The sequence below is a fragment of the Pseudomonas lundensis genome (assembly GCF_015377145.2).
Classification (GTDB): Bacteria; Pseudomonadota; Gammaproteobacteria; order Pseudomonadales; family Pseudomonadaceae; genus Aquipseudomonas; species Aquipseudomonas lundensis.
In genome coordinates this window covers 2,931,329-2,952,832 of record NZ_CP062158.2, presented here as the reverse complement: position 1 = coordinate 2,952,832, position 21,504 = coordinate 2,931,329, and the positions used below count along the sequence as shown (strand labels likewise).

Annotated in this window: 17 protein-coding genes; 9 read left to right on the top strand and 8 right to left on the bottom strand. The window is 57.9% G+C overall.

Translation table 11 applies throughout. The features are described 5' to 3' along the window. The first annotated feature begins 57 nt into the window (after positions 1 to 57). From IF654_RS13720 to IF654_RS13700, 5 genes are all read left to right on the top strand, one after another. Positions 58 to 348: a hypothetical protein gene (locus tag IF654_RS13720; protein WP_047275640.1), complete on the top strand. Its 291-nt coding sequence runs from the start codon at positions 58 to 60 to the stop codon at positions 346 to 348. Continuing rightward, on the top strand, positions 345 to 1,883 hold the full coding sequence (locus tag IF654_RS13715) for a PepSY-associated TM helix domain-containing protein (RefSeq protein ID WP_194862312.1): 1,539 nt from the start codon (positions 345 to 347) through the stop codon (positions 1,881 to 1,883). The genes IF654_RS13720 and IF654_RS13715 overlap by 4 nt, the downstream gene beginning before the upstream one ends. Before the next feature lies 1 nt (position 1,884). Beyond that, positions 1,885 to 2,220 (top strand): DUF3325 domain-containing protein, encoded by a 336-nt coding sequence (locus IF654_RS13710; RefSeq protein ID WP_047280808.1) that lies wholly within the window; start codon positions 1,885 to 1,887, stop codon positions 2,218 to 2,220. Positions 2,221 to 2,619: 399 nt separating this feature from the next. Beyond that, positions 2,620 to 3,618, top strand: a complete 999-nt coding sequence (locus IF654_RS13705; protein ID WP_047275636.1) for a hypothetical protein — start codon at positions 2,620 to 2,622, stop codon at positions 3,616 to 3,618. A gap of 51 nt (positions 3,619 to 3,669) precedes the next feature. Then, entirely contained in the window at positions 3,670 to 8,460 is a 4,791-nt protein-coding gene (locus IF654_RS13700; RefSeq protein ID WP_194862313.1) for an RHS repeat domain-containing protein, read from the top strand. 74 nt (positions 8,461 to 8,534) lie between these two features. On the opposite strand, the gene IF654_RS13695 is transcribed toward IF654_RS13700, so the two are convergent. The 7 genes from IF654_RS13695 to IF654_RS13665 form a co-directional block, all read right to left on the bottom strand. After that, a complete protein-coding gene (locus tag IF654_RS13695) occupies positions 8,535 to 9,230 on the bottom strand; it encodes an amino acid ABC transporter permease (protein WP_094987535.1) in 696 nt (231 codons plus the stop codon). A 3-nt stretch (positions 9,231 to 9,233) separates the two neighbouring features. Then, a complete protein-coding gene (locus IF654_RS13690; RefSeq protein ID WP_047275631.1) occupies positions 9,234 to 9,962 on the bottom strand; it encodes an amino acid ABC transporter permease in 729 nt (242 codons plus the stop codon). A gap of 77 nt (positions 9,963 to 10,039) precedes the next feature. Then, positions 10,040 to 10,846: an ABC transporter substrate-binding protein gene (locus tag IF654_RS13685; protein ID WP_047275629.1), complete on the bottom strand. Its 807-nt coding sequence runs from the start codon at positions 10,844 to 10,846 to the stop codon at positions 10,040 to 10,042. A gap of 156 nt (positions 10,847 to 11,002) precedes the next feature. Further along, positions 11,003 to 11,788: an acetolactate decarboxylase gene (budA, locus tag IF654_RS13680; protein WP_047275627.1), complete on the bottom strand. Its 786-nt coding sequence runs from the start codon at positions 11,786 to 11,788 to the stop codon at positions 11,003 to 11,005. A 133-nt stretch (positions 11,789 to 11,921) separates the two neighbouring features. Then, on the bottom strand, positions 11,922 to 13,316 hold the full coding sequence (locus IF654_RS13675; RefSeq protein ID WP_047280803.1) for a sensor histidine kinase: 1,395 nt from the start codon (positions 13,314 to 13,316) through the stop codon (positions 11,922 to 11,924). Further along, on the bottom strand, positions 13,294 to 13,977 hold the full coding sequence (locus IF654_RS13670; protein ID WP_047276418.1) for a response regulator transcription factor: 684 nt from the start codon (positions 13,975 to 13,977) through the stop codon (positions 13,294 to 13,296). The genes IF654_RS13675 and IF654_RS13670 overlap by 23 nt, the downstream gene beginning before the upstream one ends. A gap of 137 nt (positions 13,978 to 14,114) precedes the next feature. Then, complete coding sequence (locus IF654_RS13665; RefSeq protein ID WP_194862314.1) at positions 14,115 to 15,650, bottom strand: MFS transporter; 1,536 nt, start codon at positions 15,648 to 15,650, stop codon at positions 14,115 to 14,117. 210 nt (positions 15,651 to 15,860) lie between these two features. Between IF654_RS13665 and IF654_RS13660 the strand changes: the two genes are divergently transcribed. The 4 genes from IF654_RS13660 (at position 15,861) to IF654_RS13645 (ending at position 20,278) form a co-directional block, all read left to right on the top strand. After that, a complete protein-coding gene (locus tag IF654_RS13660) occupies positions 15,861 to 16,757 on the top strand; it encodes a LysR family transcriptional regulator (RefSeq protein WP_047280800.1) in 897 nt (298 codons plus the stop codon). 145 nt (positions 16,758 to 16,902) lie between these two features. Beyond that, the gene (locus tag IF654_RS13655) at positions 16,903 to 18,993 is read left to right on the top strand and encodes a putative bifunctional diguanylate cyclase/phosphodiesterase (RefSeq protein ID WP_230683705.1); all 2,091 of its coding nucleotides are present in this window, start codon (positions 16,903 to 16,905) and stop codon (positions 18,991 to 18,993) included. 63 nt (positions 18,994 to 19,056) lie between these two features. Further along, positions 19,057 to 19,803: an SDR family oxidoreductase gene (locus tag IF654_RS13650; protein WP_047280799.1), complete on the top strand. Its 747-nt coding sequence runs from the start codon at positions 19,057 to 19,059 to the stop codon at positions 19,801 to 19,803. Positions 19,804 to 19,948: 145 nt separating this feature from the next. Further along, entirely contained in the window at positions 19,949 to 20,278 is a 330-nt protein-coding gene (locus IF654_RS13645; protein WP_047282719.1) for a DUF4880 domain-containing protein, read from the top strand. Here the strand turns inward: IF654_RS13645 and IF654_RS13640 are convergent. Continuing rightward, positions 20,231 to 21,499 carry a D-mannose isomerase gene (locus tag IF654_RS13640; protein ID WP_194862315.1) on the bottom strand — a complete coding sequence of 423 codons (1,269 nt, stop codon included), beginning with the start codon at positions 21,497 to 21,499 and terminating at the stop codon, positions 20,231 to 20,233. The genes IF654_RS13645 and IF654_RS13640 overlap by 48 nt on opposite strands. Positions 21,500 to 21,504: the final 5 nt, after the last annotated feature.

The following is a 21,504-nucleotide window of genomic DNA, read 5'->3' as shown; positions in this document are numbered from 1 at the left end:
TTGTTGCATCTGGCACTGGCAAAACCGTGGCTGGCGCTGAATGAAGGATTGAACGCTATGAAATTCGCATCAACGGCCTGGGTGCCGATTCTGTCTCGCACACTGGCGGCCTGGGTGGGCGGTTATGCTTTCACCTATGCCTTTACCGCGGCCCTGGCGCGTCTGTTGCCGCTGGACAACGTGGACGCCCTGATCGTCGCCAGCCTGCTGTCTTTTGTGATCTACACCTTCGCCATCCTCTGGGCCTTTGCCGCCCGCCATCAATGGTCGGCGTGGATGGGGGCGGTGCTGGCGCTGCCTTTGGCGGCCATCGGTTTTTGGCCGCAGTGGATGGAGCGACTGACATGAAACAGACCTTGACCCAATCGATGGCGTGGTTGCACACCTGGGGCGGCCTGATCGTCGGCTGGCTGTTGTTCGTGATTTTCCTGACCGGCAGCCTCGCGGTGTTCGATCAGGAAATCGACAACTGGATGCAACCCGAACTGCCTGCCCATCATGTGAGCGACGAACAGGCCGCCGATCGTGCGCTGGACTATTTGCGTGAACACAAAGCCGATGCCAAACAGTGGGGCATCAGCCTGCCCGGCGAGCGCACTCCAGCCTTGCAAGCCTCCACCGGCGGGCGCCGCGACGGGGTGTCAGTGACCCTCGACCCGAACACGGGTGAGGTCATACCCGTGCGCGACACCGCAGGCGGTATGTTCTTTTTCTTCTTTCATTTCACCTTGCACATGCCTGGCATGTTTGGCATTTACCTGGTGGGTGCCATGGCCATGGGCATGCTCGCGGCGTTGGTCAGCGGCATCGTGATCCACAAAAAGTTCTTCAAGGAATTCTTCACCTTCCGCCCCGCCAAAGGGCAGCGCTCATGGCTGGATGCGCACAATGCCAGCGCCGTGTTGCTGCTGCCGTTTCACTTGATGATTACCTACAGCGGGCTGGCGATATTTCTGGTGATTTACATGCCCGCGGCCATGGACGCGTTGTTCGACGGCAATCGTGAGGCGTTTTTCAAGGCGCAGAATCCGGCGCCCGCGGCCGTTGAAGTGCAGCGTCCGGGCACCGTCGAACCCGCTCCATTGATAGCGCTGGGGCCGCTCTTGAAGCAGGCGCGCGAGGTGATGGGGCCGCTAGGCGGGGTCAGTATTTCCAACCCCGGTCAGCGCAACGCCGAGATCATGATCCGGCCGTTGCTGGGCAACCGGATTGCACTGGCCAAAGGGCAGGGCATGCGTTTTGACGGCGTCACCGGCGAGCAACTGTCCGGGCCCACCGAGATGCGCCCCAGTGTGTTGACCCACCGGGTTATTTCCGGGATGCATTTCGCCCAGTTCGGCGGCTATCCGATGCGCTGGTTGTACTTCATCTGCGGGCTGATCAGCAGCGCCATGATCGCCAGCGGCCTGGTGCTCTTTACCGTCAAGCGACGACGCAAGTACGCCAGTGAAAGCCGGGTGGCCCAAGTGCTTTACCGCGGCGTCGAAGCACTCAACGTGACCGTCATTGCGGGCTTGAGCCTGGCGTGCATCAGCCTGCTGTGGGCCAATCGCCTGCTGCCGGTGGACATGGCCGCCCGCGCGGCGGGCGAACTGAATGTGTTCTTTGGCGTCTGGGCCCTGAGCCTGGGGCATGCCTTATTCCGCCCGCGCATGCAGGCTTGGCGCGAGCAATTGGGTCTGGCGGGCACGATGTGCCTGACGTTGCCATTGTTGAGTCTGCTGACCGTCAACTCGCCGTGGGCATTGCCCAGTCGTCTGGGGGTTGAAGGGGTGGCCATGGTGATTGGGGCGTTGTTGCTCTGGACAGGCTGGAAAATCGCGCAACCGGCGGTCGAGCGGGCGCCACGCAAAAAGCTAGCGTCCATGGCTGAGGTGAACTGAGATGGTGGCTCACTTTTTTGCGGGCTTCGCGCTGGCGTATATCGGCATGCTCGGCTTGTGTCAGGGGTTGGAGCGCCATTACAAACAGGTGTGGCAAACAGTGCCGTCTGCACCTCTGCGACGGCTGCTACGCGGGGCGGGCTGGTTTAGCCTGGCCCTGAGCTTTTACTTCTGTGGGCGTGCCTGGGGCTGGGCGATGGCCCCCATCGGCTGGTTCGGCATGCTGTCACTGAGCGGGTTTGGCTTATTGATGCTATTGCCTTATCGACCGCGTCTGGCGGTGTGGCTGGCGTTTGTATGTGTCCCGCTGTGGGTGCTGATTCGGGTGCTGGCGTAAGCCTCATTAACTCCCCCACAACCCTGTGAGGGAGTTAATACAAAAGGCGAGGCCGAGATAAGATCAATCGGCTGTAGTATTAATCAGTTGTTCTACAGGACTTATCCTGTAACAGAGTAAAGTCTATTTTTTTCTGAGTGTATATTTCCTTTCAAAATTTAATAAGAAAGTAACTACACGTGTTTCTGTTAATTCTGGCTGCGCAAGCGGGCCACGCTGCTTGACGGAGTGCGGTTGCGTTCTTTTTTTAAAATGAGGCTTGTAGGGCGGCAATTTATAGCCGTTGTTTGTGCCCTAGACTGGTTTTTAGCCCCCTGTTATTTAGCGACTTCACGGCGCCTAACGTTCATTGGGGGGTGCACCAATACCCTAAACCTCTAGGAAAGCGCAGGAATTAGAATGGACGCAGAGTTTGAGCAGGAATTTAATAACCCCGCCCCTATGCATGGCGTGCAGGAGAATGTTGCGCCTACACCCGCCGCTGTGACGTGGACAGACATTACAGATTTTCAAGTTTATGCACCTGAGGGCGGCACAACGCTGTATGCGAACGGTAAGCAACAGTTGAAAGTTCGCGTGTCTATCCGGGTGAAATATAAAGGCCTCGCGACAGTAGAACTGGATGAGCAAACGCTGTCCACGCTCACATTGGTGGAGTCCGGCACAGGCACACCGTTGGTCCATGACAGGTTCAACCCTGGCGATCCGATAGGCTGGCGGTATGTGCTGGAGCGCAATGAAACGTTCAAGTCCCTTCCTTATCAAGGCCCGATCGTGGCTGGAGTGGAGGGGGCGAAGGTGTATAGCCGTGATTTCTATGTCAGTACCACTGCCAGCACTTCAATATTGTTGTCGGCATCGGTGACACGGTCGGACGGGACGATGTTCTATTCAGAAGCTATCAAGACCCATGGCCGGATGACGTTGAACAGCGTTCCTCCAGCCGTCTACTCACACAACCAATTTCAGCTCGCCTTGATCGGTAAGACGCCTTACGAAAGTAAGAATATATCTAAAGTTGAGGTGTATCGACTAAGGCTGATTGTGGACCAGCATCAAGTTGACATCCTCAAGATTGACAGTCTTTATCCGGGTGTTTTTTTACGTAAAAGCTCACACCCTGATTACTTGGGTTTCTACACATCAGCTTATATCAATGGCGAGGAGTATCCGTTTGCTGAGTTACTGCCCTTTGAAATGCCACATGCTCGAGCCAAGTATCACAACTATCCGGGCGCGGTGACATTCCTGATGAGCTATGCCAAAAAAGGCGGCCACTCTCAGATCAGGACTGAGCAAGATGCGTGGAGTATGGTGTTGTTGGATATGTATGGTAATACCCATGCGGTTATTGTTAAAGCATCAGAGCATTCCCTGCCCGAGTTAAGGCTCTCTTGATACTGAAACCCTAAATCCCTTCGTTGTGTTTACTAAAAGATAGGTTGATGTATGAGCACGCCAGTACAAAAGGAAGAAGCGGTCAGCTCGGGCGCATTTAATTATTTAAGCTTTATTCAATCGGGTGTTGATCCGCGCACGGGTTCCTACAGTTGCAGTCTGTCTATGAGCGACCTGTTGAGTCATCATCTGTGCGGGCCAGCGCTACCCTTGATATTTAGCTTTAACTCTTTTAACGCCCTCAATCAGGGATTGGGCTGCGGTTGGTCCCTGCGCATGAGCGCCTATAACCGCACCACGAAAAAACTCACCCTGTCATCAGGTGCGAGCTATCAGGCTTATATCAATGGGCGTGACGTGACACTCGTGGACAAGAAGCTCGATACGTTCAACATCTCTGTTGAAAATGACACATTAATCATTCATCACAAAGATGGCACCGTTGAAGAGTTGACCCGGCCCGACCCTGACGATGACGAGTGGCTCCCGTCTCGCCTCTCTTCGGCAGAAGGACGTTATATTTCATTTACGTATGACATCGTGCACGGGTATCGGGTTTTACGGGGCATCAGTGACGCCCATTACCGTTTACTGAGCATTGAGTATGAAAGTGATCATAATTGGGACAGCTCGCCTGGGATTACGTTATGGCCCGACAGCCCTTATCACAGAAGAAAGTTTGGGTTTGTCATTCGCGACAGCTGGTTAAGTGAAATATACCTGGAGTCGCGCACCGGGCTGGAGAGAGAAAGTTGGTTGTTTGATTACCAGCCCGGCGTCAATGGTACGCTGCTGATTACCCGCTTGCAGACGCCTGCCGGCGCCCTTGAAACTATCGATTATGCAATGCAAGCCCATGTGCTGCCGCCCGGTGCTCCGCTAGCCGCCGTTCCGGCCGTCTTGTCCTGTACGTTAATTCCGGGGGCTGAACAAGCTGCAACGGTCCGTCGATATGCTTTCTCAGACCACAACTATTTCGGTAACGGTGCCGGTTACGAATGGAGCGATAGCGAGGATTACCTCTACAGGAATATCAGTGACTATACCTACTCATCTGTCGAGTCAGTGACCTGTGACAATAACGTTAAAACGATTGAAAGAACGTACAATCGATTTCATTTGCTGATTTCTGAAAAGACCACGGTGGGGACAAAAGTACATCATAAGCGTATTGAATATCACGACGTAGCGGGACAGGACTTTGCGGCTCAACCGGCTATTTTTCAGATGCAAAAAAAACTGACGAATACCTACTACGACCGTCTCGAGCCTGAGGCGAATTCATATTCGGAAATGACCCGCACCTCGTATGATTCTTTTGGTAATTTGCTGGAGCTGGTCAGTCCAAACGGTGGGCGTGAAGTGTATGTCTATTATGTGGCCGCCGGGGAAGCAGGTTGTCCTCCCAGCCCGTCAGGACGCGTTCATTATCTTAAAAGTAAACGTGTTATACCCTCGCCTGATTATGCACAGGCTCCGACGACTACGGTCGAACATACTTACGGCGATTTGCCGTGTCTTGGCAATAATGGCAAGCGCTTTATCATGTTGCACAGTGACGCCCTTTATGAGAATAACGCGGCCCAACCGACGGTCCGCACAACGTACGGTTATATCAATGAACCTGAACACCCTTTTTACGGGAAAGTCAGTATTAAAACTGAAACGATGGGCCGTCACGCTGTTACTTACAGACATGCCTATGCCTTGGACACACGCGTCGTTAAGCTCAGTCACACCGTTGAAGCAGAGAACCAGCTTTATACTCATCACATAGAATACGATGTCTATACCGGTCAGGAGGTCAATGTTAGCGATCATGCCGGACATGAGGTTGCCACTCTCTATGACGGTCTTGGGCGTGTACAAAAGGAGACTGTAAAGAACGGTTCCACTACAGTGTCCAGAACCTATGCCTACCCTGTATCAGATGAGAGTCTTAATGCCAGACGGCATGTTGTTTTAAATTCAAGAGGGCAGGAGCACATTACGGTCCTGGACGGGTTGGGGCGAACCATTGAAGTCCACGTGCAAGACATCGATTATCCCGGTCCCGTAAAACCTCTGCGTGAAACGTATCGTGCTTCATACAATGAGTGGGGGCAAATGACCCAAGAGGTCACGACGGACTGGTTTGAAGGAATCCCGCTACCACAGCCGGTAACGTTTATATATGACGAGTGGGGTAAATCCGTTCAGGTCATTCACGCTGACGGTACTGTGGAAAACGATACGTTTGATCCGGTTACGCGCACGCAGGTCAAGTGGCTCAATGGCGGCGGGAAAACAATAACGGTGATCAATGCTTTCGGTAAGCCCGACAGCATTGAGCGTGTCGACACGCAAGGTCGTTCCTACGGGAAAACGTCACACACATATGACGGATTTGGTCGTTGTCTGGAAACCATTACGCCTGAAAACCTGAAGACTAGGTTCAGTTACGACATGTTTGGCCGGGTGACTGAAACACAACTGCCGGATGGAACGGTCATTACTCGCCAATACGATCCGCGCAGTGCCGGGGATCATCCGATTACCATCAAAGCAAATGGCTATACGCTGGGGGCTCGAACGTATGATGCCCTCATGCGCGTCACTTCGACAACGGTGGGTGGACGACGCGAGCACTTCACGTATGAAGGCAGCAACACCGAGCCGTCGCGCAAAACCTGTGCAAGTGGTGCCGTGGTCAACTTTAGTCTGGACCCGATCTTCAAGGGGGAAGTGGGTGAGCGTAGCGTCGAGAACAATTCAAACCTGGTGTCTCGATTCAACAGGGATGCGTTGTATGGTCAATTGATTCAGGCGTCCAATCGCACCTCTCAGGAAAATTTCGATTATTACGCTTCCGGCAAGCTCAAGCGCAAAGAGTACCTGCTCGAGCAAAAGCAATTTGAAACGACTCATGCCTACTCTTTATTGGGAAAGCTCATGAGCTTTACCGATGTTCTGGGGGATGTTCAACGTTATCGTTATGACCCCTTCTGTCGTCTCGAACGGATAGAGGCAAACGCACTTATCACCACTTACAGTTATGATCGGCAGGGCGCATTAAAGAGCCTCCATGTGACGGATACTGACACGCAGCATCAGTTACGCACCGATTTGGATTACGACGATTTCGGGCGGGAAATACGGCGTACGTTTACCTCGAGTGAAACACCTAAACGCGTGATAGAGCAGACGTTTACGTCCGAGGATAAATTACAGCGGCGCACCTTGCGCACCGAGCAGGCCGTACTGCGCGATGAAACCTATCAATATGACAAACGTGGCCGTTTGAGCCGGTATGCCTGCAGCGGGCCTCAAGCGCCGGTAGACGCGTGGGGCAAAACCATTGTTGCCCAGTCATACGAACATGACGAACTCGATAATATTCTCACCCTGACAACGCACTTTATTGGCGGTGAGAATATCACCACGTTTCACTACGATTATGTTGACCGTACGCAGTTAAGTTCAGTGACGCACAGCCATCCAGACTACAGTCCACAACGCATTCAATTTGAATACGATGCCGATGGCAATCAACGGACTGACGAGTTGGGGCGCGTACTTAACTATGATGAGCTGGGGTGTTTATGTGGGGTCGCCGTCGGCGGGGCATCCGGCTCGTCCATGCTGGTTGAATATAACTATGACCCGTCTGACACATTGCAAAGCAGCAGATCGAACGAGGGGGTGACCAAAGCGTTTTTTTATCATGACGGGGCTTTGATTAATGAGCTTGAAGGGGAACAGCGTCGCAGTTACATCCGGCATGGGGCTCACGCGGTGGCCCAAAGGGACGATACCGAATGTCTGTTGTTGAGTACTGACAGTCAGGGCAGCGTGATTCAGGCCGGTTCGAAGAAACACCAAGCACCTGTTGCGTACATGCCTTACGGCGGTCGACCGCTTGATGACGGGATGAGTTCACTGTTGGGGTTCAACGGTGAATTACCCGATCCGTATACCGGGTGTTATTTGCTGGGTAATGGGTACCGTGCTTATAACCCTCTGCTCATGCGCTTTCACACGCCGGACAGTTTGAGCGTGTTTGATGGAGGCGGGCTCAACCCGTATGCGTACTGTTTGGGCGATCCAATCAACTACCGCGACCCAACGGGGCATATCACCGCTGTTCAAGGTGTGAAAATCGGGCTCGCTATTGGTTTGTCAGTGGCTTCTTTGGCATTGACTATCTTTACATTTGGCGCGGCCGCCCCAACTGTGGGGCTTTCAGTCACCTCTATTATCAGCCTGGTCTATGAGGTCGTTTCAACGGCCATCTCGATCACGTCAGCTGTGCTGGACGAGTTGGCGCCTGATTCCACGGTGACCCAAGTGTTGGGGTATGCAGGTATTGCGTTTGGATTAATCTCGGGGGGGAATTGGGCCGTCGGTAAACTCGCGAATAAAGGTATCAGTAAAGCACTGGAAAAAACGATTAACCGCGTTGGAAAATCGGCCGCTGGACAATCAACCTGGTCTGGAGCCAAAGTCCCTACGGCATCAAGGCCGATGTCAACTACCAGTTCATTACTGCGCGCAAATGGAGGCGGCAAAAATCTGAGGAAACTTCACGCGCAACTTCAAACTGTCTCCAACGTAAAAGACGGTATTGATTACACTCGATATGGCTTCATAGGCATCAAGGCGGGGTTTAAACATTATGGTAAAGCCGTGGATGTCTGGAACAGTGAGGCTTTTCAGTACGGGCTGAGTTATCTAAATAATGCGTATTTAGGGTTGGAAACTGTTTTTCCTCGGGAATGTGCCACTGCAGCAGATCAAAAGCTACCGCTTGAAAATTTTTTAGAGGGGATAGAAAGTCGGGTCATGCATATCAGAAATGGGTGATGCGCCCCGCTCATTTCGCTTGAGAGGGGCGCAAAATGCCTGATCTTTAAAGAGTGAGTGTGGACAACGGCCCGTTATTTCGCTGCGGCGTGCGAGCGAACGACGGGCTTGACCCAGCGTTGGGCCAGCCAGTCCAGGCTGCTGCACAGCACGAAGTAAACTAACCCGATAAACAGGAAGATCTCAGTCGGGTGGACCATCACCCGATTACTGACCTGAGTGGCCACAAATGACAGTTCCCCCACGCCGATCACGTAGGCCAACGAGGTGTCCTTGATCAGCGAGATCCATTGGTTAAGAAAAGACGGCAGCATCATCGGCAGGGCTTGCGGCAAGATAATCAGGCGCAGCACCTGCCCACTGCTCAGACCCAGCGCCTTGCCCGCCGCCCATTGTCCGGGCGGCAAACTGCTGATGCCGGCATGCACCGAATGCGCCAGATAGGCGCCGCCGATCAACGACAGCGCACACACCACGGTCGCTAGCGCGGGCACGTCCACCTTGAACAGGACGGGCAGCAGAAAGTAGCTCCAGAAAATCAGCATCACCACAGGAATGGCACGCAGAAACCCCAGCACGGCCAGTAACACCCAGCGGCCCCACCCGCGCATCATCACCAGCGCGATCCCGAGCAACAGCCCCAACAGTGCGGAAATCACACCGGACAACACACTGAGCACCAGCGTGAGTGCGGCGCCGCCCAGCGGACCGTCGGGATAAGCCCCGAGCAGGAAATACGACAGGTTGTCGCCAATCACTGAAAAATCCATGGCTCAGACCACTCCCTGCTTGTACCACTTGCTACGGGCCATCCATTGGCCAATCACTTCGATCAGCGCAATGCTGGCCACATACAAGAGGGTGGCGAAGCCGAAGGCCTGAAACGTCTTGAAGGTTTCGGTTTCAACCTGACGTGACGCGTAGGACAACTCGGCCAATCCGATGGCCATGGTCAGCGACGAGTTTTTCAAGGCGTTCATGTATTGCCCCAGCAACGGACCCAGTGCGGTGCGAATCGCTTGTGGAAATACGATGTAACGCCACACCTGCGCAGTGGTAAACCCCAGGGCCAGCCCGGCGGCTCGTTGCTCAATGCGCACCGAGCTGACCCCGGCGCGAAACTCTTCACAAATAAAGGCCGCGGTGTAGAGCATCAATCCCCAGAACCCGGCGATGAATTCAAAGGATGGCCATTGCAGCTCAAAGAAGCCTAACGACAGGCTGCGTGGCTGGTTAAGCCACATCACCCACCCTTCAGGCAGCATCGCGGTGACGCCGAAGTACCAGAAAAACAATTGCACCAGCAGTGGCGTGTTGCGAAACAGTGAAAGATAGGCGCGGGCGGGCCACGACCACAGACGCGCAGAGGACAAGCGTGCCAGGCACAGCAAAAAGCCGAGGCCAGTGGCGAAGACACAAGTGAGCAGTGACAGGATCAGCGTGAGCACAAAGCCATCCAGCAGCCAGTGCAAGTAGTGCGGGGCAAGCAGTTCACCGAACATAAACAGCGTCCATCCAGAAACAAACAAACCCGTCCGGTTGACCGTGACGGGTTGAACGATGATGCAGCAGTGAGGGCCTAGCTCTTGTCACCGATCTTGTAGAGACGGGTCAGCGGGGTTTTCGTGTTCGGGCCGAACCAGGCGTCGTAGATGGTTTGCGCCTGACCTTTGCTTTCCAGCTCGACCAGCGTTTGGTTGACCACTTCGGTCAGCGCCGTTTCGCCTTTGGGAATGCCCACCCCGATCAAATCGTTGGAGATGGTGAACGGCGGCACTTCGTACTTGTCCTTGTCCGGCACATTGGCCAGCAAGCCGATCAGTTTCGGCCCATCCTGAGTGATGGCTTGTACGTTGCCGTTGCGCAGGGCAGTGAATGCGAAGGGGGTGTCGTCATAGGCAACAACCTTGGCACCCGGGAATTTCTTGCGCAGCACGCCTTCATTGACCGTGCCCTTGTCCACCCCCACGCGCCATTTGTTCAACTCTTCAGGGGAGGTGAGGGTGCCTTTTTTGACGATGAATTGCTGACCGGACGAGAAATACGGAATGCTGAAATTCACCTGCTCGGCCCGCTCCGGGGTGATGGTGAAGTTGGCCAGCACCAGATCCACCTTGTTGGCCACCAGCAGCGGTACGCGGTTGGCCGGGTTGGTTGGCTGAAGCTGCAATTTCACGCCCAATTTGTCAGCGATGGCCTTGGCGTAATCCACGTCCAGGCCTTCAATCTGCTTGCTCTTGGCATCTACAAATCCGAACGGCGGGTTGCTGTCGAACGACGCCACGCGCAGCACACCGGATTTTTTAATGTCGTCCAGACGATCGGCGTGGGCCAAGCCTGACAAAACAGCCAGGGTCAGTGCGGTGAGGGCAGTGATTTTCTTCATTTCGTTCTCATCATGAGTTGGAATCGTTATGACGAGAGTCTTGCAGGAAATTTAGCTTTTAAAAAAGAATATAAAACGATTTAGATATTCTATTTAAGAATATGTATTGGCGTACGAAGTGACCTCAAAGCCCGAGCCTCAAGGTCACAGGCGGCCTCACGATGACTGCTCAACCCGGCGGATATCCCGGTCCAGAAAGGCCGGGGTCAGATTGGCGTGCTTGAAGTCCTCGCCGGTGGGGAAGTGCACCACCAACCGACTGATGATGCCGAACTGCACTGAACCGTGCTGCAAGTGGAAGTCAATGACATGCCCGCCGCCGTGGCGCTGCTCGGTGATGAAGTGTTCGTGGTAACCGGCCACGCCGATGCCCTGAATGAAATCGGGTGAGCGGAACCCGACCAGCGTGCCCGCAGCATGTGCAAAGTCGAACAGAGGTTGCTGCTCTACGGCTTTTGTAAAGGGGATAAATGGCGGCGCTTGTCGTTCGACGGTGCGGGTTCTCACGTGGTTGAACTGCCCGTCAATGCGGATGGCGCAGAACACATTGGCCGAACCTATTTGCGCATCAATGTCGTGATGCAACGCTTGGCGGGTCACAGGGCTGTCCACATATAACGTCAGTTGTGGCTCAAAAAAGGTCACTACGGCGTAGGGCGTTTTCTGGTTGCCTGTGGCAGGACGCGCCGAGCCGTCTGAGCGCAACTGATAGGCTTCGCCGTCAAATGCAATCAATTCGCCGTCCAGTTCATTAAACGTGCCGAGGCCGAAATCGCCTTTTGCGAACAGCTCGGCCAAGGTCATTTCGCCCTCATACACCCCGTCCATCAAAGCGCTCATGATCGAGACTTGATGCAATTCACGTTGGTTGTCGCGTTGTCCTTGACTCACCAGCCCTTGCAGCAAGTGCTGCGGGCACAGACATCCTTGAAGGTGGCTCATGATCACTCCTGTGTTCATCGTGTGAGGGGGTTACCCTAGCCCAGCAATGAGGCAATGCCCGCTCAATAGACGCTCTGCGACGAATGGACACTGCCCCACAGCCCCGGTTGATCCTTGTGGCGCCACGGCAGGATTAACGAGGCTGGGCGCTGATCGGGCGTTGGCGACAGTGCAGGCTCAGCTTTGCGCCGCCGCCGGGGCGGTTGTCCACCTCGAGGCTGAAACCGTGCAGGTTGACGATGGCGGCGACGATAGACAAGCCAAGGCCGAACCCGCCGTGTTTGTCGTCGCTACGGTAAAACCGCTGGAACACAGCTTCGCGCTCGGCTTCGGGAATGCCCGGGCCGGTGTCGAGGACGTCAATGCGCACGCAGCCTTCGTCGTTGACGGCGCGCAGTGTCACCTCACCGCCGGGCGGGGTGAATTTGATCGAGTTGCTCAACAGGTTGGCCAGTGCTTCAAACAGCAGCGCGCGGTCCCCGGTCAGGCCCGGCAAGGTGGGCGGTGTGTCCAGCAACAATGTGACCTGGCCTTCTTCGGCCAGCGGCAGGTAAAAGTCATACAGTTCTTGCAGCAGTGGCTGCGGGTCGAGTTGCACAAAGCCCGAGCGGCGTTGATGGTCTTCGAGCTCGGAAATGCGCAGCAACCCGCGAAAACGCGCCATCAAGGTGTCGGTTTCAGCGATCACTTGATCCATTTGCACGGCCTCGGGCGACCCTTCCGGCGCTTGCTGCTGGATGCGATACAGTTGCGCGCGCAAACGGGTCAGCGGGGTGCGCAAGTCGTGGGCAATGTTGTCGCACACGCCTTTGACTTCGTGCATCAGCCGCTCGATGCGGTCGAGCATGGCGTTGACGATGGCGGCGAGCATGTCCAGTTCGTCACGGCGATTGGACAGCGGCAAGCGGTAGGTCAAATCCCCCGCGACAATCGCTTCGGCGCTGGCCTGAATCGCCCGGATGCGCTGCAAGGGGCGACGTCGTAGCAGGTGCCAACCCGCGATGCCGGGGATGATGGTCAGCGACAGCCCCCAAAACAGGGCGTGCAAAATGATCCGCGTGACGGCGAACAGCGAACCGTTGTCGCGCACCAGAACCAGCCAGCGGCCGTCGTGGGTTTGCGTGGCCACGGCGTCGCAGCTGTCTTGCGGCAGGTTGGGGTCGTCGGCGTCGACGCAGGTGCTCAGCTCATGGATCTGGCCGTCGAGGGGCAGGTCGGCCGGGATGACCTGGATCGGCCCGCTGAGGGGGCGGTGTTGCGCGTCGAACAGTCCATACGCATCCACCGTGCGCAAATCAAACGTCAGGCTGGTGGCCAGCGCCTCGTCCAGTTGTTCGCCCTGAAAGCGCGAAAACAGGTGTTGGCGCTGCATCAAGGAATGCTTGGCCAGATTGCCAAGGTAGTCCGACACCTCGTAATACAGCACCCCCATCAGGATGCAGCTCCAGGCCACGAACAAAAAACTGTACAGCGCCAGCAACCGGCTGCTGGAAGAACGCCAGCCCTTAGAGGGGTTCGGCAATGACATAACCCGAGCCTCGAACGGTGCGAATCAGGGGCACCTGGCCCGGCGGGTCGATCTTTTTGCGCAAACGCCCGATGTGCACGTCGATCAGGTTGGTGCCCGGGTCAAAGTGATAACCCCAGACCTCTTCAAAAATCATCATCCGCGACAGGATCTGCCCGGTGTTGCGCATCAGGAACTCCAGCAACTTGTACTCGGTGGGCAGCAGGCTCAGCGGGTGCTCGGCGCGGCTGGCTTCACGGGTGATGAGGTTGAGTTCCAGATCGGCCACGCGCAGCGAGGTCTCGTATTTGTCGGCCGGGCTTTTGCGCCGCAGCAGGACTTCAACCCGGGCCGCCATTTCGTCGCTGGCGAAGGGTTTGGTCAGGTAGTCGTCGCCCCCGGCCCGCAACCCGCGCACGCGTTCATCGACATCGGAGAGGGCGCTGATCATCAAAATCGGTGTGCTGACGCCGATGGTGCGCAGGGTGGTGACAATCGCCAGCCCGTCCAGTTCGGGGAGCATGCGGTCGAGGGTGATCAAGTCGTAGTCGCCGCTGACGGCGCGTACCAGGCCTTCGCGGCCATTGTCCACCCAGTCGACATCCAGCCCGTGGCTGCTCAATTCAGCCACGATTTCTTTCGCCGTTACGGCATCGTCTTCAATGGTCAAAATGCGGGTCATACCGTCACCTGATAAGCCGTCATGGCGATGGCACATTTTGCCCGCAAAAAGCTGAAACGTTTCTTAATATTTCTTCATGTTCAGCGGGGCGTCAGGCAGGACGGTTTTTTCCGTCTGCCTGACGCCGTGCAAGGGCTCTAAAGCGGGCGGGTGACGAGCGCCAGTGGCGGGATCGGCTGACGCATCAAGGTCCCCACCACCAGTGCGCCCAGTAACCCCAGCCACCCGGCGACCCATAACACCACGCTGAACCCGTTCACAAAAGCCTGCGTGGCCAGCGCCTGAATCCGGGGTTGGACTGACAGCGGCAATGCGCTCACGGCGCCGTGCAGGTCTCCCGCCACGACCCGTGAGGCGATGGCGTGGGTGTGATCCTTCCATTGCGGGGCATCGGCCGCAAGGCTGGCATTGAGGTGCTGTTCGGTGTGACTGCCGAGCAATGCGCCGAGCACGCCAATGGCCAGCACAATGGCGCTGAAACGCATGGTGGTGCTCATGCCCGAGGCCATGCCGACACGGTCGCGCGGCACGCAGGCCATGATGTTTTTTTGCGTGTCGCCATTCAGTAAACCGGCGCCTGCGCCTGTCACAGCGGTGGTCAGGGCGAAACTCAGATAGCCGCCGTGCTCCACGGCCCAGGCGCTGAGCAGGTTGCCACAGCCCACCAGTGTCAGGCCCGTCGCCATCAGCGTGGCCGGGCTGTAACGGCTGGCCAGGCGGGCACCGATGCGCGGGCCGATCAACATGGTGACAGCAAAGGGCAACATGCCCAGCCCCGCGTGTACGGCGCTGAACCCCAACCCGTTTTGCAGGTAAAACGGCAGCAGGGTCATCATCACCTGTGCGCAACCGGCGTAGGCGAACATGCCGAGCAGGGCGCCGATAAAGCGCGGGTGGCGGAACAGTTGCAGGTCGATCATCGGGCGCTTTTGCAGCGACTCGACCCATACAAACACCCCCAGTAGCAGCACCCCGCCCACGATCCGTGCATAGGTCAGCGGGCTGTTCCAGCCAATGCGGTTGGCTTCGATCAAGCCCCAGATCAGGCATAACAGGCTGGCGCTGAACACCAGGCTGCCCCACGGGTCGAGCCGCGCGGATTGCGGGTCCCGGGATTCGGCAATGGCGTGGTTGACCAACGCCATGAGCAGCAGGCCCACCGGCAGGTTGAGGTAGAAAATCCAGCGCCAGCCCAGGTACTCGGTGATCAAGCCGCCCAGCGTGGGCGCGGCCGTCATGGCGACGCCCATGCACGCGCCCCAAAATGCCCAGGCCCTGGCGCGCTCCGCCTCGTCATGAAACGCGTGGCCGATCGAGGCCAGTGCCGAGGTTAGCAGCAGCGCAGCGCCGACCCCTTTGACGGCGCGGGCGATGTCCAGTAGCAGGGTGGTCGGCGCGGCCCCGCAGCCGATGGACGCGAGGATGAAAATGCTCAGGCCCCAAAGCAGGGTCTTTTTGCGGCCATAGCGGTCGGCGATGCTCCCGGCCGGTAACAACAGTGCGGCGAAGGCCAGCATGTAGGCGCTGACCACCCATTCGATGTCGACAAAGTTGGCCCCCAAGTCTTGCGCGATGCTCGGCAGGGTAACGGCCACAATGTTGGTGTCGAGCACGATCAGGGAGCACACCCCGGAAGCGGTCAGCAGGGTCAGGCGCGGGCTGACAGGCTTCATGGTCTGGGCTCCCGAGGCAACCGCAGGATTGCCTGCGAGGCAATGCAGCAGACGAGCGGCTGCGCGAAGTGACTGAGCGGCACGGCTGGTCTTGATTTGACGGACATAGAAGCGGCTCTCTAGTGTGACGGTCGGCACAGGGTAACGCTGTGCCGGGGCGGGTCGGTTAGGCATCGGCCGAGACTTCATTACCTATGAGCTAATGCACCCATGGACATACGTCATTTCCGCTATTTTCTGGCGGTTGCGCAGCAACGCAATTTCACCCGCGCGGCCGAGGTGCTGGGCATTGCGCCGCCCACCCTGAGTCGGCAAGTGCAGGATCTGGAAGCCGAGCTGGGGGTGCGTTTGTTTGTGCGCGAGCAACGTCAGGTGAGCCTGACCCAGGCCGGCGAGGCGTTATTGCCCGAGGCGCAAGCCACCGTCAGTCAGTTCGAACGGGCTGGGCGCCACGCACAGCGGGCTGGTCGCGGCGAGACTGGGCATATCGAGTTGGGGTATGTCGCGTCGGCAGTCTATTCCGGGGTTTTACAGCGCCAAGTTCAGGGCTTTTGCCGCGAATCGGCCGAGGTCAGCATTTCGGTCCGCGAAGCACCGATGGCGAATTTGCCAACGATGGTGGCTGAAGGCCGCTTCGATATTGGCTACGTGCGCTCGCCCATGGCGTTGCCCGACGGGGTGGAGGCGGTTCGCCTGAATGCGGAAGGTTTTGTCCTGGCGCTGGCGGCAGACGCATGGCTGGCGCGCTTAAAGGTCATCAGCCCCGAACATCTGCAAAACGAAACGTTTGTGTTGCCCGAGCAAATCAGCGGGACGTTGCAGGTCGCCCGTCAAGGCGGTTTCGCCCCCAGGCTCGGCCCGCAACCCGGCGGGCTGGTGGCGGTGATCGCGCTGGTGTCGCTGGGGCAGGGGGTGGCGGTGGTGCCTGCCTCGGTGGTCGGGCACATCCACTTGCCCGGCGTGGTCTATCGCCCGATCGAGGGCTGTGAGGTGATGTCGTGGTTGTCGCTGATCCACCGGCGCTTTGAAAAATCGGCGGCGGTGGCGCGTTATATCGAGCATGCCAAGTGTGATTTCCGGCTTCACGAAATGGCCCCTCGCGACTGATCGGGAGGGGAGACGATGCCAGCTCGTCAGATGCTGGCATTTAGCCTATGTCTGTACGTGCGTTTGCCCGTGGAATCAGTACAATCGCGCACTTTTCACGGTGCATGGATGCCGTTCGGCTAGCGCTCTGCAGAAGGTCCATGTTTTGGCAAGTTACTCCCCCGCGTTGGTTCTGATTTCTTTATGTGTGGCCATTCTTGCTTCCTACACCGCCCTTGACCTCAGCGGTCGCATCGCCACGGCGCGCGGCCGTGCCGCGTACCTATGGATGGGGGGCGGTGCGCTGGCGATGGGGTTTGGTGTGTGGTCGATGCACTTTATCGGCATGCTCGCGCTGTCTTTGCCCATTGAGCTGGGCTACGACCTCGGGCTGACATTGTGGTCGTTGCTGGTGGCGATTCTTTCATCGGGGTTTGCCTTGTGGCTGGTCAGTCAACCGCGGCTGCCGGCGCTGCAACTGCTCTATGGCGCCCTGATCATGGGCGCGGGCATCAGCGCCATGCACTACAGCGGCATGGCGGCGTTGCGCATGCAGCCGGGGATCGACTACGACCCTGCGTTATTTGGTTTATCGCTGGTGATCGCCGTGGCGGCGTCGGCGGCCGCCCTGATGATAGCGTTCCGTTTGCGTCAACAAACGCCGTACGTGCGTCTGGCCCGGGCCGGGGCAGCAGTGGTCATGGGACTGGCTATTGTCGGCATGCATTTCACCGGCATGGCGGCGGCAAGCTTCCCTGAGGGCAGTTTTTGCGGCGCAGCCTTGAACGGGCTGAGCGCCAAAGGGTTGGACAATCTGGTGCTGGTGGCAAGCCTGGCGGTGATGACCATCGCGCTGCTGACCTCGATCTTTGATGCCCGACTGGACGCCCGGACCGCCGCGTTGGCGCAGTCCCTGACCCTGGCCAATGAAGAGCTGACCCAACTGGCCTTGCACGACAACTTGACCGGCTTGCCCAATCGCATCCTGCTGGCCGACCGTATCGGGCAGGCCCAGCGCAAAGTGGCGGAACAGGGCGGTTGTTTTTCGTTGATGTTCATCGACCTGGATGGCTTCAAACCCGTCAACGATGCCTTTGGCCATCACTTGGGCGATCGCTTGCTGCGCGAAGTGGCGCTGCGTATGCGTCAAGAGTTGCGGGGTCAGGACACGCTGGCGCGCATTGGTGGCGACGAGTTCGTCATGCTGGTGCGACTGACCGAGGCCAATGACGCGCCGCAGGTGGCTGCGCGGCAGGTCAGCCTGCTGTCGCGCTCGTTTCAGGTGGATGAGCATCAACTGCAAATTTCCGCAAGCATCGGCATTGCGCTGTACCCCGGTAATGGCGTCACGGCTGAAGAGTTGCTGATGAACGCCGACGCGGCGATGTACCACGCCAAAGGCGCAGGCAAGAACGGCTACAGTTTTTTCGAGGTGTCGATGAACACCAATGCTCGCAAGCAATTGCAATTGCTCCAGGACTTGCGCCAGGCGCTGGCGCAGCAGCAGTTCAGTTTGCATTATCAGCCCAAGATGGATGCCAGCACCGGTCAGCCGATCGGTGCCGAGGCGCTGTTGCGCTGGGAGCATCCGCAGCAAGGGTTGTTGATGCCGGATGCGTTTATCGACGTGGCGGAAAAAACCGGTCTGATCATCCCTATCGGTGAGTGGGTGCTCAACGAAGCCTGTCGCCAGATGCGGGTGTGGTTCGACCAGGGTTACAGCCACTGGCGGGTGGCGGTGAACCTCTCGGCGTTGCAGTTTTGTCACAAGGGGCTGGTCGACAGCGTGGCCTGTGCGTTGGCCCGACATCAATTACCGGCCAATAGCCTGACCCTGGAAATCACCGAAACCACGGCCATGAACGACGCCGATGCCAGCATGACGGTGTTGCAACAGCTGTCCCTGATGGGCGTCGACCTGTCCATCGACGATTTCGGCACCGGCTATTCAAGCCTGATGTACCTCAAACGCTTGCCCGCCAACGAACTCAAGATCGACCGCGGGTTTGTCCGCGACCTGGAGCACGACAGTGATGATGCGGCCATTGTGTCGGCCATTGTGGCGTTGGGTCAGGCATTGGGCTTGCGAATCGTGGCCGAGGGGGTAGAGACCGACACCCAGCAAAGTTTCCTGACCACGCTGGGCTGCGATGCCTTGCAGGGCTACCTGTTGGGGCCCCCCAAGCCTGCGCAACAGTTCATGTCCGACATCCACCGCGTTCAGCAAACCTGCGCGGCACCTGACGCCGCGCACTGACAAAGGCGTAACGCCCGGTTATTCTGGCCGCAGGTTTACACCGTGAATGGGGAACGCGTATTTATGGACAAAGTCATCGTGATCACCGGTGGCAGCCGTGGCATTGGCGCAGCGACGGCGCTGCTGGCTGCCCGGCAGGGTTACAAAATCTGCATTAATTATCTGGCGGACGACGCGGCGGCCCATGAAGTGCTGGAGCAGGTTCGCGCACTGGGCGCGCTGGCCATCAGCGTGCGGGCCGATGTCAGCAATGAAGACGAAGTCATCAGCCTGTTCCTGCGGGTGGATCAGGAACTGGGGCCGGTGACGGCGCTGGTCAACAATGCCGGTACGGTGGGGCACAAGTCGCGGCTCGAAGAGATGTCCGAGTTCCGCGTGCTGCACACCCTCAAAACCAATGTGCTGGGCCCGATCCTGTGCGCCAAGCACGCGGTGCTGCGCATGTCGCCCCGGTATGGCGGCCAGGGCGGCAACATCGTCAATGTGTCGTCGGTGGCTGCCCGGTTGGGGTCGCCGGGCGAATACGTCGACTATGCGGCGTCCAAAGGCGCACTGGACGCTTTCACCATTGGCCTGTCAAAAGAGCTGGCGGGTGAGGGTATCCGCGTCAACGCGGTGCGACCGGGGTACATTTTCACCGACTTCCACGCGCTGAGCGGAGATCCGGGCCGGGTCAGCAAGCTCGAATCCATGATTCCCATGGGTCGGGGCGGGCGCCCGGAAGAAGTCGCGGAGGCGATCGTCTGGCTGCTGTCCGACAAAGCGTCCTACGCCACCGGCACCTTTGTGGACATGGCCGGCGGACGTTGACCCGCGCAGGCGGCTAAACGCGGATGCGTCTGTCATGCCGGTGAGGCCTGTGTCACCTTGCAATTCATCTTGATGTCACGATAATGCGACTTATTACTATTTGAGTTCGGTTGTCTTTATGAATTGTTCGAGTGGCACAGTCCCTATGAGCAAAAGCAGCGTTGACCCCATTACCCGTGCGGCTGTTGACTGGATGCTGTTGCTTGAATCCGGTCATGCCTGCCCGTCGGAACGTCAGGTGTTCAAGGCCTGGCTGGCTGAAAACCCCGAGCACCTGGCTGCATGGCTGCGCGTCGCCAATGTGCAACGGTTCAACCCGCGCACGCCCGCGGCCGACCCCGACCTGCTCAAGCTGGTGCAGCGCGCATTGGACGGGCGTTCCTTCTTTTCCCGGCATAAAGCCCTGCAACACGCGCTGTTGGCTTTTTTAGTCGGTTTGGGCGTGCTGGCGTCCGGGTTGTTGTGCCAGGGCTGAGGCCAGACTGATCGCTAACGGCAGGCGCGGCAGCAGGGTGGCCTGATACGCGTGGTAGAGGTCCGGTTTGCCCGGCCATATACGGGCCGAAGGCCGGTTGTTCGGGTCCAGTTCGTGATGCCAACTGCCGTGTTCCCGATCGATCAGGTGCAGGTCGATAAAATCCCAGAAGCGTTGACCCCACTGCTCATATTCCGCTTCCCCCGTGCGCTGCCATAGCGCAGCGGCCGCTGCCGAGGCTTCGGCCAGGGTCCAGTGCAGACGTTCGCGAACCACCGGCCGGTTATCCCAATCCAGTGTGTACACGATGCCGGGCTGGCCGTCGGCATTCCAGCCATGCTGGCATGCGCTGTGAAACAACTGCCGGGCATCGTCCAGTAGCCAATCGGGTGTCGGCATGCCACGTCGCGTGCGCGCCGCTTCCAGATGCAACAACAGACGCGCCCATTCGAAGGCATGGCCAGGGGTTTTGCCAAAGGGGCGGAACGGGTCGGCCGGATGGTCGCGGTTGTAGTCGGGCAGCGGTTGCCAGTGCTCATCAAAGTGTTCGACCGGCAGGTAGCCGGCTTGAGCGGCCTGTACATGGATGACCCGCTCGGCGATCCGCAGGGCGCGGTCCAGCCACAGGTTTTCGTCCAGCACATCGGCCAGCGCCAGAAAGGCTTCGACGCCGTGCATGTTGCTGTTGGCACCGCGATACGCTTCGCACGCGCTCCAGTCGCCCGTGAAAGACTCCAGCAACGCGCCTTCGGCTTCGCTCCAGAACGTGTCTTCCAGCAGCTCCACGGCATCCCCGAGTAATTCGGCAGACCCTTGTCGGCCAGCCACCGCGGCCGAGCTGAAGGCCAGTGCCACAAAGGCATGCAGGTAGGCTTGCTTGCGAGTGTTGCCATCGTGGGCGTGCGCGGTGGCGAACCAACCGCCATGGCGGGCGTCGCGTAAAGGCCCTGCCAGTGCCGCCAGGCCGTGATCAATCAGCTGCGCACAATCAGGTAAACCTTGCAGGTGGGCGAGGGCGAAACTGTGCACCATGCGTGCCGTGGTCATGGTGTCGGCCCAAGCGTTATCGGGGCGCTGGCCAAAGGAGTCGAGGCTGGTAAAACCATCCGCCACCCGTGCGGCCCGGGCGAAGTCCACCAGCCGTCGGCCCTGATCATGCAGCCATTGATGATGGGCCGGGCAAGCCATCCAGCCAGCGTCGGTGCGGGTGAGGTCGGACATGGGTC